Annotated in this window: 13 protein-coding genes; 5 read left to right on the forward strand and 8 right to left on the reverse strand. The window is 65.2% G+C overall.

What is annotated here, in order from left to right; all coding sequences use genetic code 11:
* Positions 1–42: 42 nt before the first annotated feature.
* The 3 genes from ACLMAJ_RS31685 to ACLMAJ_RS31695 are packed head-to-tail and all read right to left on the reverse strand — an operon-like array spanning position 43 to position 4,746.
* The gene (locus ACLMAJ_RS31685) at positions 43–1,458 is read right to left on the reverse strand and encodes a phytoene desaturase family protein (protein ID WP_412017545.1); all 1,416 of its coding nucleotides are present in this window, start codon (positions 1,456–1,458) and stop codon (positions 43–45) included.
* On the reverse strand, positions 1,455–3,260 hold the full coding sequence (locus ACLMAJ_RS31690) for a DUF3556 domain-containing protein (RefSeq protein ID WP_412017546.1): 1,806 nt from the start codon (positions 3,258–3,260) through the stop codon (positions 1,455–1,457). Before ACLMAJ_RS31690 ends, ACLMAJ_RS31685 begins: the two co-directional genes overlap by 4 nt.
* A 4-nt stretch (positions 3,261–3,264) precedes the next feature.
* Positions 3,265–4,746: a class I adenylate-forming enzyme family protein gene (locus tag ACLMAJ_RS31695; protein WP_412017547.1), complete on the reverse strand. Its 1,482-nt coding sequence runs from the start codon at positions 4,744–4,746 to the stop codon at positions 3,265–3,267.
* 159 nt (positions 4,747–4,905) lie between these two features.
* On the opposite strand from ACLMAJ_RS31695, the gene ACLMAJ_RS31700 reads away from it, so the two are divergent.
* The 3 genes from ACLMAJ_RS31700 to ACLMAJ_RS31710 all read left to right on the forward strand — a co-directional run bounded on the left by ACLMAJ_RS31700 (position 4,906) and on the right by ACLMAJ_RS31710 (position 8,901).
* Positions 4,906–6,204: a PucR family transcriptional regulator gene (locus ACLMAJ_RS31700; protein ID WP_412017548.1), complete on the forward strand. Its 1,299-nt coding sequence runs from the start codon at positions 4,906–4,908 to the stop codon at positions 6,202–6,204.
* A 161-nt stretch (positions 6,205–6,365) separates the two neighbouring features.
* The gene (locus ACLMAJ_RS31705) at positions 6,366–8,057 is read left to right on the forward strand and encodes a PHA/PHB synthase family protein (RefSeq protein WP_412017549.1); all 1,692 of its coding nucleotides are present in this window, start codon (positions 6,366–6,368) and stop codon (positions 8,055–8,057) included.
* Positions 8,058–8,067: 10 nt separating this feature from the next.
* Positions 8,068–8,901 (forward strand): alpha/beta fold hydrolase, encoded by an 834-nt coding sequence (locus tag ACLMAJ_RS31710; RefSeq protein ID WP_412017550.1) that lies wholly within the window; start codon positions 8,068–8,070, stop codon positions 8,899–8,901.
* 42 nt (positions 8,902–8,943) lie between these two features.
* Here the strand turns inward: ACLMAJ_RS31710 and ACLMAJ_RS31715 are convergent, their stop codons facing one another.
* Complete coding sequence (locus ACLMAJ_RS31715; protein WP_412017551.1) at positions 8,944–9,639, reverse strand: cupin domain-containing protein; 696 nt, start codon at positions 9,637–9,639, stop codon at positions 8,944–8,946.
* Positions 9,640–9,899: 260 nt separating this feature from the next.
* On the opposite strand from ACLMAJ_RS31715, the gene ACLMAJ_RS31720 reads away from it, so the two are divergent.
* Positions 9,900–10,472 carry an NADPH-dependent FMN reductase gene (locus ACLMAJ_RS31720; RefSeq protein ID WP_412017552.1) on the forward strand — a complete coding sequence of 191 codons (573 nt, stop codon included), beginning with the start codon at positions 9,900–9,902 and terminating at the stop codon, positions 10,470–10,472.
* A 128-nt stretch (positions 10,473–10,600) separates the two neighbouring features.
* Here the strand turns inward: ACLMAJ_RS31720 and ACLMAJ_RS31725 are convergent, their stop codons facing one another.
* The 3 genes from ACLMAJ_RS31725 to ACLMAJ_RS31735 all read right to left on the reverse strand — a co-directional run bounded on the left by ACLMAJ_RS31725 (position 10,601) and on the right by ACLMAJ_RS31735 (position 12,559).
* A complete protein-coding gene (locus ACLMAJ_RS31725) occupies positions 10,601–11,083 on the reverse strand; it encodes a Dps family protein (RefSeq protein WP_412017553.1) in 483 nt (160 codons plus the stop codon).
* Between the two features lie 32 nt (positions 11,084–11,115).
* Positions 11,116–11,754, reverse strand: coding sequence for an HD domain-containing protein (locus tag ACLMAJ_RS31730; protein ID WP_412017554.1), 639 nt, complete (start codon positions 11,752–11,754; stop codon positions 11,116–11,118).
* Between the two features lie 88 nt (positions 11,755–11,842).
* Positions 11,843–12,559 carry an MIP/aquaporin family protein gene (locus ACLMAJ_RS31735; RefSeq protein WP_412017555.1) on the reverse strand — a complete coding sequence of 239 codons (717 nt, stop codon included), beginning with the start codon at positions 12,557–12,559 and terminating at the stop codon, positions 11,843–11,845.
* 241 nt (positions 12,560–12,800) lie between these two features.
* Between ACLMAJ_RS31735 and ACLMAJ_RS31740 the strand changes: the two genes are divergently transcribed.
* Positions 12,801–13,496, forward strand: coding sequence for a response regulator (locus ACLMAJ_RS31740; protein ID WP_412017556.1), 696 nt, complete (start codon positions 12,801–12,803; stop codon positions 13,494–13,496).
* Here the strand turns inward: ACLMAJ_RS31740 and ACLMAJ_RS31745 are convergent.
* Complete coding sequence (locus ACLMAJ_RS31745) at positions 13,474–13,860, reverse strand: response regulator (protein ID WP_412017557.1); 387 nt, start codon at positions 13,858–13,860, stop codon at positions 13,474–13,476. The two genes, ACLMAJ_RS31740 and ACLMAJ_RS31745, sit on opposite strands and share 23 nt — an antisense overlap.
* Positions 13,861–13,886 lie beyond the last annotated feature (26 nt).

Here is a 13,886-nt window from a genome sequence, read left to right on the forward strand (position 1 = left end):
GATGCCTCTGTCTGAGTCGAGAGTTGTTGTGTGGGAGGGTGATCAGCGGCTCAGCTGATCGAGTGCGGCCGCGGCCGCGTTGGCGCCGCACATGCCGTGTGCGCCGGGTCCGGGTGGGGTGGCGGCCGAGCAGATGTACATGCCCGGAACCCCGATGCTGTACGGCGAAAGCGTGATTCGCGGTCCAAATACCAGCTGACGGATGTCTTTTGCCCCGGTCATGATGTCCCCGCCCACATAGTTGGGGTTGTACGCGGCCATCTGCGTGGCGCTGCGGACGGTGGAGCCGATGACGCGCTCTTGGAAGCCGGGCGCGAACCGTTCGATCTGCGCGATGATTGCGGCCGTTGCGTCACCGTCATAGCCGTTGGGCACGTGTGCGTAGGTCCACAGCGGGTGCACGTTTCCGAAGGAGCGCTGCGGGTCGGCCAGGTACTGCTGTCCGACCAGAACGAACGGCCGTTCCGGCATGCGTCCCGCGTGGATATCGCGTTCGGCGGCGGCCAGTTCGGCGTAATCGCCCACGACGTGCACTGTCCCGGCCCTGCGGGCCTCCGGATTGGTCCACGGCACCCCGTCGGCAATGGCGAAGTCGACTTTGAAAGCGCCCGGCCCCTGCCGGAACCGCTGGTAGGCGTTGGCGATTCGGCGCGGCAGCTGTTCGCCCATGATGCCGGCAACGGCATCGGGCGCCAGGTCGAACATGGTCACATCGGCGACGGGCAGCTGGGCGAGGGCCTCGACGCGGGCGCCGGTCTCGATCTTGCCACCCAGTTCGGCGAGCAGCGCGGCGAGCGCATCGGTGATCGACTGCGATCCGCCCGCCGCCACCGGCCACCCGTGCCGATGCCCCGCGGTGATGATGCCGAGCCCGATGGCCGAGGTCATCGGGTAGTGCAGGGGCCGGAAGGTATGTGCCGCAATGCCTCCGAACAGGGCACGGCCCTGCCTGGTCCGAAAGATCCGGGCCAGGGTGGACGCGGGTAGGACGGTCGGCATGCCGAATCGGGCCAGCGTCAATGGATGGCGCGGCAGGTGCAGCAGCGGCCGCATTATGTCCTCGGCCAGCGCGTCGTAGTGGGCCGCGGGACGGTCGAACAGCGCCCGCCATGCGGAGCCGTCGGAACCCAGCCCGGCGGCGGTGTCTGCCACCGAGCGGTGCAACACGCCGGCCCTGCCGCCGTCGATGGGATGCACGCAATCGATTTCGGGTGTGCGCCAAGACAATCCGAAGCGCTCCAGCCCGAGCTCGGCAAGAAAACGCGAGCCGACCGCCATCGGATGCACCGCCGAGCACTGATCGTGCAACAAGCCGGGCAGCAGCGCCTCGCGGGTGCGGGCGCCGCCGCCGATCTCGTCGGCGGCCTCCAGCACCGTCACCTGCACCCCCGCTCGGGCCAGGGCCACGGCGGCGGTGAGTCCATTGGGCCCGCCACCCACTACCGTCGCGGTCGTCATGCGAGCGCTCCGTGTCCGTGATCCTGCTCGTCGCGGACCCGCGGTCGCGGTGCGCCGGTCCAGGTGACCGCCAGCGGGATGGGCCCATTGGGCAGCCAGGGCTGTTCCGCGACCGCGTCCGCGACCCTCCAGGTGCCCCGTTCGATCACGCCCAATGCCGCGTCGATGACTTGATAGTGCTGCAGTTTGCTTCCCCACGCCTGCGATTCGACCCAGACGACCACCAACTCGCCGGGTTCGAACCCGGCTCTGCGCTGTACCGCGGCGATGAGATCGGCATTGTGCAGGTGTCCGTCGCCGAAGTTGAAGCCGATGAGCGAGTTACAGACGAATTCGGCCTCGCGCACGGTCCTGGTATCGATGTCGGGGAGGTTCTTCAGTAGCACCGAGAAGAGGCCGCGTCCCTGGCTGTGCATGGTGCGCCAGGCGATGACCTGCTGCATAGTCACCTCGGCCCAGGCCGGTTCGTACCCGAAGTCGACGAACTGGTCGACCTGGTTCTTCGCAGTGCGCGTCACCTTGTCCAGCTTGGCCTCCGCCCCGGGCGCAAAGGCCCAGACTGCTGAGGCCCAGTTGCCTGCGTACTGCCGCATGGACGGCAGGAAGGACACCTTGTCGGGCCGGAAATTACCCAGGATCGGGAAGAACAGCAGCCCTGCGATGAGCAGCACGGCCAGCCACAGCGAGGAGATATCGGTGAGCGCGTAGCCGTGCCAGTTCGGGAAGCCGAGAAACAGGAAGACGGTCGCGTACGCGAACAGCACATTCCATTCCAGCGGCACGGCAAGCGGGAACGTGGACACGATGAACAGGTGGAAGATCACCATCACCGCTACCGCGGCCACAGTCAGCCGGCTGTTGGTCGAGAAGAACAGCACCAGCGGCGCCACCACCTCGACGGTGGTGCCGCCGACATGGGCCATGAAATCGGCCACCCGCGATGGCCGCAGATCCCGTGGGAAGTCACGGTAGTGCGCCCGTTTGAGCCAGGTGAAGGGCACTGCCGGGCCGTTGCTCACCATGGGTGGCACCACCAGCGAAAAGTGCTTGCCGAACTTCGAGACTCCCGCACCGACCCAGACGACGAGAATCAGCAGCTTGAGCGCGATGATCATGTCCACGAACGGCAGCACGGCGAAGAAGAACAGCGCGGGCAGGTACTGCTCGCCACGAGCGCCGAGGAAGATGGTCTTGTCACGCAGACCGTTGAGGATCAGCAGCAAAATCGGGGCGATGAGCAGCGCGGGCCGCACCAAGCCGGAAGTATTGTCCGGCACGGCCTCCGATAGTGAATCACTGTGCGCGCCAGGGACGAACAAGGGGATCGCAACGCTGATCAGCAGTGCCACATACAGCGCGACATCGAGCGGGGTACGCCGATCACCCGCGGTGAGCGGCAACCACTTGAACGGCCGCAATCGGATGGTACCGGGCCGCGCCCAGAACAGGATACCGCCGGTCATCGGCTTGACTTTGCCTGCCAGCGGTCCCCACGAGCCTGCGATACCGATGGTCTCGAGCAACACGGTCCACAGCACGATCTTCTGGTAGACGATCGGTTGATCCCACCACTGCGAAACATGCCAGAAGGCAGGCAGATTCGAGGTCGCGGTGGCGACAATGACGCCACCGAGAACATAGAACATTACAAGCTTCAGGATGTATACGGTGTGCACCATGCGTGGTGACCCGAATCCGTGGTCCACCCAGTCGAGGGCCAGCACACGCATCCGCTCCATCAGCGGCTCATGCAGGAAGGTTTCCGGATCGACTTGCGGCAGATGAGGTTTGGTGAATCCCATGGTCTTACTCCTTGTCGATGAGGGAGGAATCAGTTGCGGCGAGTCGGCGTAAGGTGGGTTTGTCGATCTTGCCGACAGGGTTCTTCGGCAGTTCCGCCAGAATCGTGATAGCGACCGGCAGTTTGTATTTCGACAAAGCGTCGCGCACGTGCGCGTGGATCTTCTCGGCGTCCAGCACGGCGCCGGAGTTGAGCGACACGTAGAGCACCGGCTCCTCGCCGTACAGCGGGTTTGCCCGGCCGACGACGGCCGCCTCGGCGATCTCGGGCAGCTGGTAAACGACGGTCTCGATTTCCTTCGGGTAGATGTTCTCCCCGCCACGGATGATCATGTCCTTGACGCGGTCCACCAGCACCAGATAGCCGTCCTCGTCGATGCGGCCGATATCCCCGGTGTGCAGCCACCCGTCCACGATGGTGCGGGCCGTCTCCGCTGAGCGATTCAGGTAACCGCGCATGACATTCGGACCGGATACCAGCACCTCACCGGCCGTGTGGGCAGGCACCGGTGCGCCGTCCGGTCCGGCAATCCGAATCCGCTGTCCCGGCATCGGGATTCCGACAGCTCCCGCCTTGCGCGGGCCGCGCAGCGGATTGATCGTGCTCGCACAGGACCCTTCCGACAGGCCGTAGCCCTCGATGATCGGTATGCCGTAACGGTTTTCGAATTTGGCCAGCAGTTCGACGCTGGCCGGTGCCGCACCGCACACAGCGAAGCGGACCGAGGAGGTGTCGGGCCGCGCCTCGGCGGGCAGGTCCGACAGCATGGCGTAGATGGTCGGCACCGCGGAGAAGTACGTGGCACGGCCGCGTTCGACGCGGTCGAAGAAGGTCCGCGCGCTGAACCGCCCTGCGACAGTGGCCTGCCCGCCCGCGAGTAACGGCGAGAGCGTGCCGACCACAATGCCGTTGACGTGGAACAGCGGCAGGATCAGCAGGCTGTGATCGGCGGCGGTGAGCTCGAATGCGTCGATCACCATGGCGCACATGGCGTTCAGGTTGGCGTGATCGAGCATGACCCCCTTGGGCTTACCTGTGGTGCCGCTGGTGTAGATGAGCAGTGCCAGCGCATCGTCGCCGATATCGGCAGGCTCGGCTGTGTTCGGTTCAGCGAGGGCAAGCTCAGCGACGGGAATGACAGTCTGCACTGGGGCCTTGAAATCCGGATGCTGTTGCGCGATCAACACTTTCGCGCCCGCGTCGGTCATCTGATGTCCCGCTTCAACTGCGGTCATGGTCGGGTTGACCGGCGTTACCGCGGCACCGAGGCGCCATGCGGCGAACAGCGATACGACAAAATCCGCGGTATTGGGGAGCATGACCGCGACCACGTCGCCTTCTGTGACACCCGCGGCGCTCAGTGCACCGGCGGCCCGGCGGACGTTGTCGAGCAACCGGGCATTGCTCAGCGCTACGGTGTCATCAGTGAGGGCAGGCGCGGTGGGCGTCGTGGCGGCTCGGCGATCGGGAAGAGTTGTCAGATTCATCAGCTGTCCTGAGTGAGCGGGCTGGTGGAATGCCGACAACCGTAGGAATCCGGACTCGGTATGACACCGTGGCGGATCGACCAACTTCACTGCCTGCGTTGTCCCCGGAGAACAAACGATTCGCCGCTACGCCGGCGGCGCGGTGCCTACGATGGATGGGTGACGGCCAGTGGTCGCGACGCTGATGTCGACGTGCACCCGTATGTCGTGGAGATCGCCACCCGCATGAACGAGCGGGTGACGCAGATCAGCGCGATCCTGCGGCACAATCTCGAGGACGAGATCCCCGAACTGCACGGCGATCCGCGCACCATCGATCTGCTCGGTGCCAGCGTCGAAGGCAATGTCGACACTGTGCTGCACGCCCTACGCCACGACATACCGGTTGCCCGTATTCTCGCGCCCGCTGCTGCCATAGAATACGCCAGACGCCTTGCGCAGCACGGTATTCCATTGACTGCGCTGATTCGCGCCTATCGAGTCGGGCAGCGGCGGATGACCGATCTCGTCTTCGCCGAGCTACGCGAAGTCGGCATCCCGCCGGAAGACCGCGTCACCGTCATGGAGACCATCACCGGCATCTTGTTCGAGTACATCGACTCGATCACCGAGCAGGTCGCTGCCATCTATGAACGCGAACGCGAGCAGTGGCTGGAGAGTCAGAACAGCATCCGTGCAGTGCGGGTACGCGAGGTGCTCGCGGGCCGCAAACCCGTCGATGTGGACGCCGCGACCGAGTCCATCCGTTACCCGCTGCGCTGGCATCACCTCGCACTGGTCATGTGGTACGCCGACTCCGCAGACGACAGCGATGAGCGGGATCAGCTGCTCACGCGGCTGCAACGATTCGTGCGGGAACTGGCCGAAGCGGTCGGCACCGGCGCGGGGCCGCTGTTCGTGGCCGCAGACCGGGGCAGCGGCTGGGCCTGGCTGCCGTATCGGTCAGCCCACCCGGAGGCGATCGCGGCGATTCGAGCATTCGCCGGATCCCGGCCCGGCGGCCCACACCTGGCAATCGGCGAGCAGGCCGCGGGCATCGCCGGGTTCCGCCGATCACACCAGCAGGCGCAGGCCGCCCGATCCGTCGCGGTGACCAGCGGCCTCGCGGCGCAGCGGATCATCACCGCCGGTGATCCGGGAGTGGCCGCGGCGGCACTGCTCGGCGGCACTATCGCGGCTGCCCGCGAATGGGTGGGCGAGACACTCGGCGACCTGGCCGCCGACAATGACAATGACGCCAGGCTTCGCGAAACGCTGCGGGTATTCCTGGGCGCGGGATCGAGTTACAAGGCCGCGGCCGCGGAACTCGATCTGCACTTCAACTCCGTCAAATACCGGGTTGGCCGGGCGATTTCGCGGCGCGGCCGGCCGCTGGCCGAGGACCGGCTCGACGTCGAGATCGCGTTGCTTCTGTGCCACTGCTACGGGTCGGCGGTGCTGCGCGCGGAATCATCCTGACCGCCCGCCGAGACAGCAATCGGAACGAAACTCGTTTTCCGGGCACAATGGCACGCCGCCGTTGCCGATCTAACGTTCTCCGCATCGAATTCCACCGCAGCGCGACAGCACCGCCGCGCACCCGGCAACCAGGACTCCGCCGCGCCTCGAGGAGAACAATCATGAACACGACCATCGACAGTGCCGACGAACTCGCGGCTCCGCTGGACCTGCTGCTGACCAATTCGGCCGTCGGCCTCGGCCGACGCATGCTGCCGAACACCTCCTGGACCAGGCTGGGTCTTGCGCTGGCACGGAAACCGCGCACCGTGGCCGAACGGGTCGGCACCCTCGGCCGGGAACTGGCTGCCATCGCCCGCGGCGACTCCGACCGCACACCCACCAAGGGCGACCGGCGCTTCGATGATCCAGCCTGGCAGGCCAACCCACTGTTCAAGCGCTCGATGCAGGCCTACCTTGCGACCAGTAGCACCGTCGACGCCCTGTTCACCGATGCCGAGCTGGACTGGCGCGACGCCGAGTGGATGCGGTTCGTGCTCGACAATGTGATCGATGGCCTGTCACCGAGCAACAATCCGCTGCTGAGCCCGCTGGCATGGAAGGCGCTGGTGGACACCGGCGGCCGCAGCGCGGTGCACGGGCTGCGACACTTTCTGTCCGACATGTCCGCGTCGCCACGAGTGCCATCAATGGTGCAGCCGGACGCCTTCACCATCGGCGAAACTGTCGCGGCCACAACGGGTTCAGTGGTCCTGCGCACCGAAATGTTCGAACTCATACAATACGCACCACAGACCGGGACGGTGCGGACAGCGCCGCTGCTCATGGTGCCGCCGGTGATCAACAAGTTCTACATCATGGATATCGCCCCCGGCCGCAGCATGATCGAATACTTCCTCCGACAGGGACAGCAGGTGTTCACCATATCCTGGCTCAATCCGGGTGCCGCGCAGCGTGATTGGGGCATCGAGGCCTACGGGCAGGCAATCCTCGACGCGCTCGACGCCGTCGAGGCGATCACCGGATCCGAGCGCACCCACCTGCAGGCGTCCTGCTCCGGCGGCGTCATCGCGGCCATGACCGCGGCCCATCTCACCGCCATCGGTCAGGCCGAGCGGCTGGCCGGGCTCACCCTCATGGTGACCGTGCTCGACCAGAGTCGCGCAGGCTTCGCGGCCGCCGCCATCGACGAGGAGACCGCCGAAATCGCCATCGCGCTCTCGGCGCGCAAAGGCTATCTGGACGGGCGTGCGCTGGCCGGGGTGTTCGCGTGGCTGCGGCCGACCGATCTGGTGTGGCGGTACTGGGTCAACAACTATCTGCAGGGCCGCGATCCCGCACCGTTCGACGTGCTGTTCTGGAATGCCGACACCACAAGGATGGCGGCCGCACTGCACCGCGACATGGTGCTGCTCGGCGTCCACAACTCGCTGGCCGTGCCCGGACAGGCGCGGATGCTCGGCACGCCGGTCGACCTCTCGAAGCTGACGGTAGACACCTATGTGGTGGCCGGGATCGCCGATCACATCTCACCGTGGCAGTCCTGCTACCGCAGCGCCCGGCTGCTCGGCGCCGAGGATCTGCGGTTCGTGCTCTCCACCAGCGGGCACATCGCGGCCCTGGTGAACCCGCCGGGTAACCGAAGGGCGTCCTACCGGATCGGCGCACCCGACGCCACCGATCCCGCCGCTTGGCTGGAGGGCGAGGCCGAACAGCAGGGTTCGTGGTGGCCGAACTTCGCGGACTGGCTCGGCGAGCGCAGCGGGGCGGACAAGGACGCACCGAGTGCGCTCGGCAGCGCCCAGCTGCCGCCGCTGAGCACCGCACCGGGCACCTACGTGCGCCAACACTGAAAGCGACGTCATGCCGACCAGTCCCGAACCGTCACAGCCGATCGCCGAAGAACATCTGATCCCGGCGCTCGGCCAGCAGATCAGAGTGCGGGTGCGGTGGGGGCGCGGAGTGCCACTGCTGTTGTGTAACGGCATCGGTGCAAGCCTCGAGGTCCTCGATCCACTGGTCGCGCAGCTGGACCCGGCGACAACCGTCGTCCGTTTCGATGTACCGGGGACCGGCGGTTCACCGAATTCGCCTCTGCCGTATGGGTTTCCCTATCTCGCCACGGCATTGCGATTGACGCTGCGCAAGCTCGGCATCCGAGGCCGGGTAGACGTTCTCGGTCTGTCATGGGGCGGGGCGCTCGCCCAGCAATTCGCGTTTCAGTATCCGCGCGGGTGTCGCGCACTGATCCTGGTGTCCACCGGCTCCGGCGTGGCGATGGTACCGGGACGGCCGAGGGTGCTGCTGAAAATGCTGACACCACGCCGGTTCTTGGATCACCACTACGCCGCGCGCATCGCCGCCGAACTCTACGGCGGCAGCGCACGCACCCACTCCGAGGTCGTCGAACTCCTGCTCGATCGGCAACTGATGGCCGGATCTCGGATCGGCTACCTACATCAACTGCTGGCCGGATCGGTGTGGACCAGCCTGTTCGCCCTCCCCCTCATCCGCCAGCCCACGCTCATCTTGGCAGGTACCGACGATCCCATCATTCCGATCGTCAATGCCCGCATCATGCATCGGCTGCTGCCCCATTCAACGCTGCACCTGCACGCCGGCGGGCACCTCGACCTCATCATCGAAGCCGCCGAACTGGCGCCCGTCATCGAAGCTTTCCGGAAAGAGCAGCCATGAGTTCCGATACAAAGGGCTGCCGCGGTGCCGACGTCGGGACCGTCAGCGCCGTTTGGTGACCACGACAGGTTTGACCTCGGTAGGTATGCCCGCCAGGGCGGACTCCGGGATGTTGAGCACGGTGGCCAGTACCGAGCGTGGGATGGAGTTCATCGCGGCGAGGATGCCGATGTCGTCGTTGGTCTCGGCGGCGCTGGTGTTGAAGACGATGAGGACCTCGAGGGGCGTGTCGGTGCTGGCGTTTTCGAAGTAGTGGAAGAAGCCCTGTGGCGCGAACACGAGATCGCCCGGGTGCGCCTCGAAAGCCTCGGTACGGTAGCTGCCGTCGGAGTGGGTACCAAGGATGGTCCATTTCGCGGTTCCGGAGATGTGGTAATTCAACTCCCACGCGCTGGGGTGCCAGTGCGGCTCGCGGATGCCGCCCGGCTCCAAACGCACGAAGTAGACCGATCCGTTCTGCCCGGCCAGCACCGGGAAGCTGCCCTCATGGGCACCCTGGAGCGTGCCGCCATCGAAGCGTTGCGGATCCGTGCGAGTGAGATGGAACAGGTGCGAGGAATTCTGAAGGTTGTCGACGACCTCACCAGTGTTCGGCAGTTGACTCGCCACCGTATCAGCGCAGGCCGCAGCCGCCATCAGTCCCGCGCCCAGCGCGGCACCACCCAGCGCGGCGGCGCCGGTACCGAGCGCTGCGCGCCGCTTGACTCCTGCCGTTTCGGATTCGGAATCGCTTGACATACACCTCCGTTCGTAACGCAGACAGAGCGAGCAGCTACACCTCAGCAACCGACATTGTATGACCCCCATCTCGAAACGGCGGCAAGACGCCCCGCCGGTTTCAGCGCGGTGATCGTGCCGCAGCCGGGTCGATTCGCCGATGTTCTCCCATCACCAGCCGAATAATGGGTGCAGCTACTTTTGAGTACATTCCTGGTTGGACGCACACGGGACGACCACAGAAATGCCAACAATGACATCGTCAAGACCGAGGGAGCGTCATGACCACGTACCGGGTTGGCTATATCGTCGGCAGCCTTTCGCGGAACTCCATCAACCGCCTACTGTCCAAGGCGTTGATCCGCTTGGCGCCGTCCGAACTCGAGTTTGTCGACATCCCCATCAAGGACCTTCCGCTCTACAACTACGACTACGACGCCGACTTCCCACCCGAAGGTCGGGCGCTGAAGGATGCCCTCGCACGGGTGGATGCGATCCTGTTCGTCGCCCCCGAATACAACCGTTCGATCCCAGGAGCGCTGAAGAACGCCATCGACTGGGCGAGCCGGCCATGGGGTGATAACTCGTTCACCTTTAAGCCGTCCGCGGTGATCGGGACTTCGCCCGGCAAGCTGGGCACTGCAATTGCCCAACAGAGCCTGCGTAGCGTGCTGGGCTACCTCAATTCGCCGCAGATGAACGCCCCCGAGGCCTACATTCAATACCGCCCGGATTTCTTCACCGAAGACGGCGAGGTGCTCGACGACGACACCGCGCGGTTTCTGCGTGATTTCATGGACGAGTTCGGTGCTCATGTGACGCGTGTGCTCACCGTCCTCCCGCCCGCGCGTTGAGACACCACCTGCCACTCACGGATCGGCAGGTAGCTCGTGACACCTCCATGGCTTTTCGCGCGAGTCACCTTCCTCAATAGCGCATCGAACGGGGTGCGGCCCGAGCACCCCGCTCGATGCATGTGGGGTTATCCCCTGGTGCGGTTTTCACTGCTGAGCATCCACGCCTGCTTTTCGAGTTGATTGATGATGGCGTGCAGTAGGTCGGCCGTGGATGGGTCTTCGGCGTCGGTGTCGTCGTGCACTGCGCGCACGGTCGCCACAGCGGTGCGGATCTGCGTGGTGACCAGGTCCACGACGACGGTGGTGTCTTGTTCACCGGCCGGAAGGACCGGCAGGGCGGTGGTCGATGCGACCGTCCGTGGCCGACCGTCGGGAACGGCGTCCAGTGCACGCATCCGTTCGGCGATGGTGTCGCTCGATTCCCTTGCGGAGTCGACGATTTCGTCGAGTTGCAGGTGCAGATCACGGAAGTTGTGACCGACGACGTTCCAATGCGCCTGCTTGCCGTTCAAGTGCAGCGTGATGAGGTCGACGAGGACCCGCTGCAGGTTGCCTGCCAGCTGCGACGAGGCACGGAAAGCGATATCCGATTCCATGTGAGTGGTCATGATAATTCTCCTGATTCTATTGGGGTGGTCGACTATTCGGGCCAAGCGTTGGATTCGATGACCTCGACGAAATCCGTCCGGGTGAAGCCGGGAAGGAAATGTTCGAGGACGTCGGCGTTGACGGTCCCGAAGGTGGTGTCCGGGCGGTCGGCGAAGCCGTTGGTAAAGGCGGTGAGGATCCGCCGTTTGAAGTCCAGCCGCGGATGGGCCGCGGTGACGGCCTCGATATCGGCGGGATCGAGATCGTCGTATCCGATGCCGAGCACGTCGGTCTCGACACCCGCTGTGACACAGGCGATCTCGGGGCCCATATGTTCTGGGATTCCTGGGGTCGTATGCAACGCGATGGCCGTCCATACCCGTTGCGCCGCTTCGTCATCGATGCCGTGGATGGCGAGGAAGCGGCGGGCTTCATCGGCGCCGTCGACCTCGAACCGCTGCGTGGTGGTGCGGTAGATATCGGTGAGCCCGAGATCGTGGAACATCGCACCGACATACAGCAATTCGGGGTCGGGCTTCAGTCCGCGCACCTGCGCTTGCAACATCCCGAACAGGTAGACGCGGCGCGAATGATGGAACAGCAGCGGTGGCGCCACGCAACACACCAACTCGGTCGCCTCGGCGACCATATGGCTGTCGGGGATGACGATGCCTGCGATCTGGTCGTTCATGACGCGCGGACCTCCTGCTCGATGCGGTCGTGGGAAAACGATTGATTTTCGGTCATTTTCATGCCTTTCGGTTGTGGACGCGGATGGTTCATTTGTCGTCGGGATCGAGTGCGCGGAAGACGGCGCCGGCGGCCGCGCCACCGATGAGTTGAGCGACCGGATACACCCACAGGGTCGGCCAAGCGAATATCCCCATCACTGCGGCGCCCACGGTGACTGCTGGATTGAATGCCCCGCCCGAAATCCCACCGACCGCGAAAGCACCCGCCACTACGGTGAATCCGATCGCCAGCCCGTAGAACGAGTTGTCCGGATGACTCCTACTCGTGGTCACATTGAGCACCACATAGCAGAGGGCGAAGGTGAACAGGAATTCCACGACGAGGACGGCCCCCATCGTGCAACCGTTCAGCGTCAGTCTCGACACGGTCTGCGCCCGCGCCGGATCGATGATCTCGCGTACCACCTGCGCGGCCAGCAGCCCAGCGACCAGTTGCGCGACCCAGTACCCGATGGCGGTGCGCAGTCCGATCCGGTGTCGTACCAGCACCGCCAGGGTCACGGCCGGGTTGTAGTGGCCACCGGAAATGTGTCCTCCGGCGTAGACCATCACCATCAGCGCGGCGCCGATGGCCAGCGGTGCGAACGGGCTGCCGCTGCCGGCGGCGGTGCCGACAGTAAGAACCAGGAAGAAGGTACCGATCAGTTCGACGGCGTAACTCGCATCGAACCACTGAGCAGCAGTGGTCACCGGACAGGCATCGGGGCGGGTGGGGGTTGCGGTGAGCTCTTGGGATGTGACCATGTCACGACTCCTCGAATTGCGATAGCTTTCGAATCCCGCTGTGGGACTTTCAGAATCGCCCCGTACCGCACCGATGTCGTCAGTGCTGGCGGCCGTTGCCGGTGCCCGCCAGCTCCAGAACTCGCATACCTGCTAGCTGCAACTCGCCCCGCGACGGCGCTGCGAACGCACTGCGCGGACCGGCCCGGAACGTGGTGGCCTAGCGGATATGCTCGAATCGAGGCAGCCAGGAGGTGACTGGATGGAGGCGACAACGGCCGGACCCGACGATGCGGGGGCAGCCGCGACCGGCTTACGGGTCATTCTGGTGGAGGACGATGTCCTGCTGCGTGAAGGCTTGGCGAGCCTGCTCGAGCGCTCGGGATTCGAGGTGGTCGCCCAGGCGGGCGACGCCGTGCAATTGCTGAGTCTGGTTCGGGACCAGGCACCCGAGTTGGTGGTGGTCGATATTCGGATGCCACCGACCAACACCACCGAGGGCCTCGATGCCGCCCGCGCGATCCGCGAGGAATTCCCGGAGACCGGCATCCTTGTCCTGTCCGCGCACGCCGATATCGAGCACGCGATGGAACTGCTGGCCAGCGGCCGTGGGATCGGTTACCTGCTCAAGAGCCGGGTCACCGACGTGGAGGATTTCGTCGAGACGCTGCATCGCATTGCCAAGGGCGCGGCGGTCGTGGACCCGGCGCTGGTCACCGAGTTGGTGTCCGCGCAGCGTCGCAACGATCCGCTCGCCGCGCTCAGTGTGCGTGAACGTGAGGTCTTGGCATTGATGGCGGAGGGGCGGTCCAACGCGGGGATCGGCCGGCGTCTGTGGGTTACCGAGGGCACTGTCGAAAAGCACGTTCGCAGCATTCTGACCAAGCTCGACCTGCCCGAGACCGGTGACGATCACCGGCGGGTGCTCGCGGTGGTCAGGTTCCTGGAGTCGCGCTGAGCTGATCCTCGCCGCCGCGGAGCAGATCGTGGACGGCTGCTGACGACAGCGCGGACTTCGACAGGAAACCCACCGCGGCGTTCTCGGCGACCAGGTCGGCGAAGTCCTGCCCGGAGTGGGTGGATATCAGTATTACCGGCACAGCGAGGCGCTCGGCGAGGTCGAAACCGCTCTCGGCACCGAGATCGACATCGACCAATGCGACATCGGGCCGCGCCTGCGCGACCTTGGCCAGCGCTTCGGTGCCAGTCGATGCCACACCCAATACGATGACTCCCTGCTGCTCGAGCAGTCCGCGAGCGGCAGCCAGGAAGTTCGGGCTGTCATCGACGATGAGGCAGCGTAACGGCGAATCCCGCGTCATCACGTCAGCTTGCCAACGCGCACGCG

Origin of the sequence: Nocardia arseniciresistens, from assembly GCF_046764875.1 — a bacterium.
In the GTDB taxonomy this organism is placed as follows: domain Bacteria; phylum Actinomycetota; class Actinomycetes; order Mycobacteriales; family Mycobacteriaceae; genus Nocardia; species Nocardia arseniciresistens.

What these genes read in the sequence shown, in the direction of transcription:
- ACLMAJ_RS31685 (WP_412017545.1), bottom strand. Translation starts at nt 1,458, where the DNA reads ATGACGACCGCGACGGTAGTGGGTGGCGGGCCCAATGGACTCACCGCC.
- ACLMAJ_RS31690 (WP_412017546.1), bottom strand. Translation starts at nt 3,260, where the DNA reads ATGGGATTCACCAAACCTCATCTGCCGCAAGTCGATCCGGAAACCTTC.
- ACLMAJ_RS31695 (WP_412017547.1), bottom strand. Translation starts at nt 4,746, where the DNA reads ATGAATCTGACAACTCTTCCCGATCGCCGAGCCGCCACGACGCCCACC.
- ACLMAJ_RS31705 (WP_412017549.1), top strand. Translation starts at nt 6,366, where the DNA reads ATGAACACGACCATCGACAGTGCCGACGAACTCGCGGCTCCGCTGGAC.
- ACLMAJ_RS31710 (WP_412017550.1), top strand. Translation starts at nt 8,068, where the DNA reads ATGCCGACCAGTCCCGAACCGTCACAGCCGATCGCCGAAGAACATCTG.
- ACLMAJ_RS31715 (WP_412017551.1), bottom strand. Translation starts at nt 9,639, where the DNA reads ATGTCAAGCGATTCCGAATCCGAAACGGCAGGAGTCAAGCGGCGCGCA.
- ACLMAJ_RS31720 (WP_412017552.1), top strand. Translation starts at nt 9,900, where the DNA reads ATGACCACGTACCGGGTTGGCTATATCGTCGGCAGCCTTTCGCGGAAC.
- ACLMAJ_RS31725 (WP_412017553.1), bottom strand. Translation starts at nt 11,083, where the DNA reads ATGACCACTCACATGGAATCGGATATCGCTTTCCGTGCCTCGTCGCAG.
- ACLMAJ_RS31730 (WP_412017554.1), bottom strand. Translation starts at nt 11,754, where the DNA reads ATGAACGACCAGATCGCAGGCATCGTCATCCCCGACAGCCATATGGTC.
- ACLMAJ_RS31735 (WP_412017555.1), bottom strand. Translation starts at nt 12,559, where the DNA reads ATGGTCACATCCCAAGAGCTCACCGCAACCCCCACCCGCCCCGATGCC.
- ACLMAJ_RS31740 (WP_412017556.1), top strand. Translation starts at nt 12,801, where the DNA reads ATGGAGGCGACAACGGCCGGACCCGACGATGCGGGGGCAGCCGCGACC.
- ACLMAJ_RS31745 (WP_412017557.1), bottom strand. Translation starts at nt 13,860, where the DNA reads ATGACGCGGGATTCGCCGTTACGCTGCCTCATCGTCGATGACAGCCCG.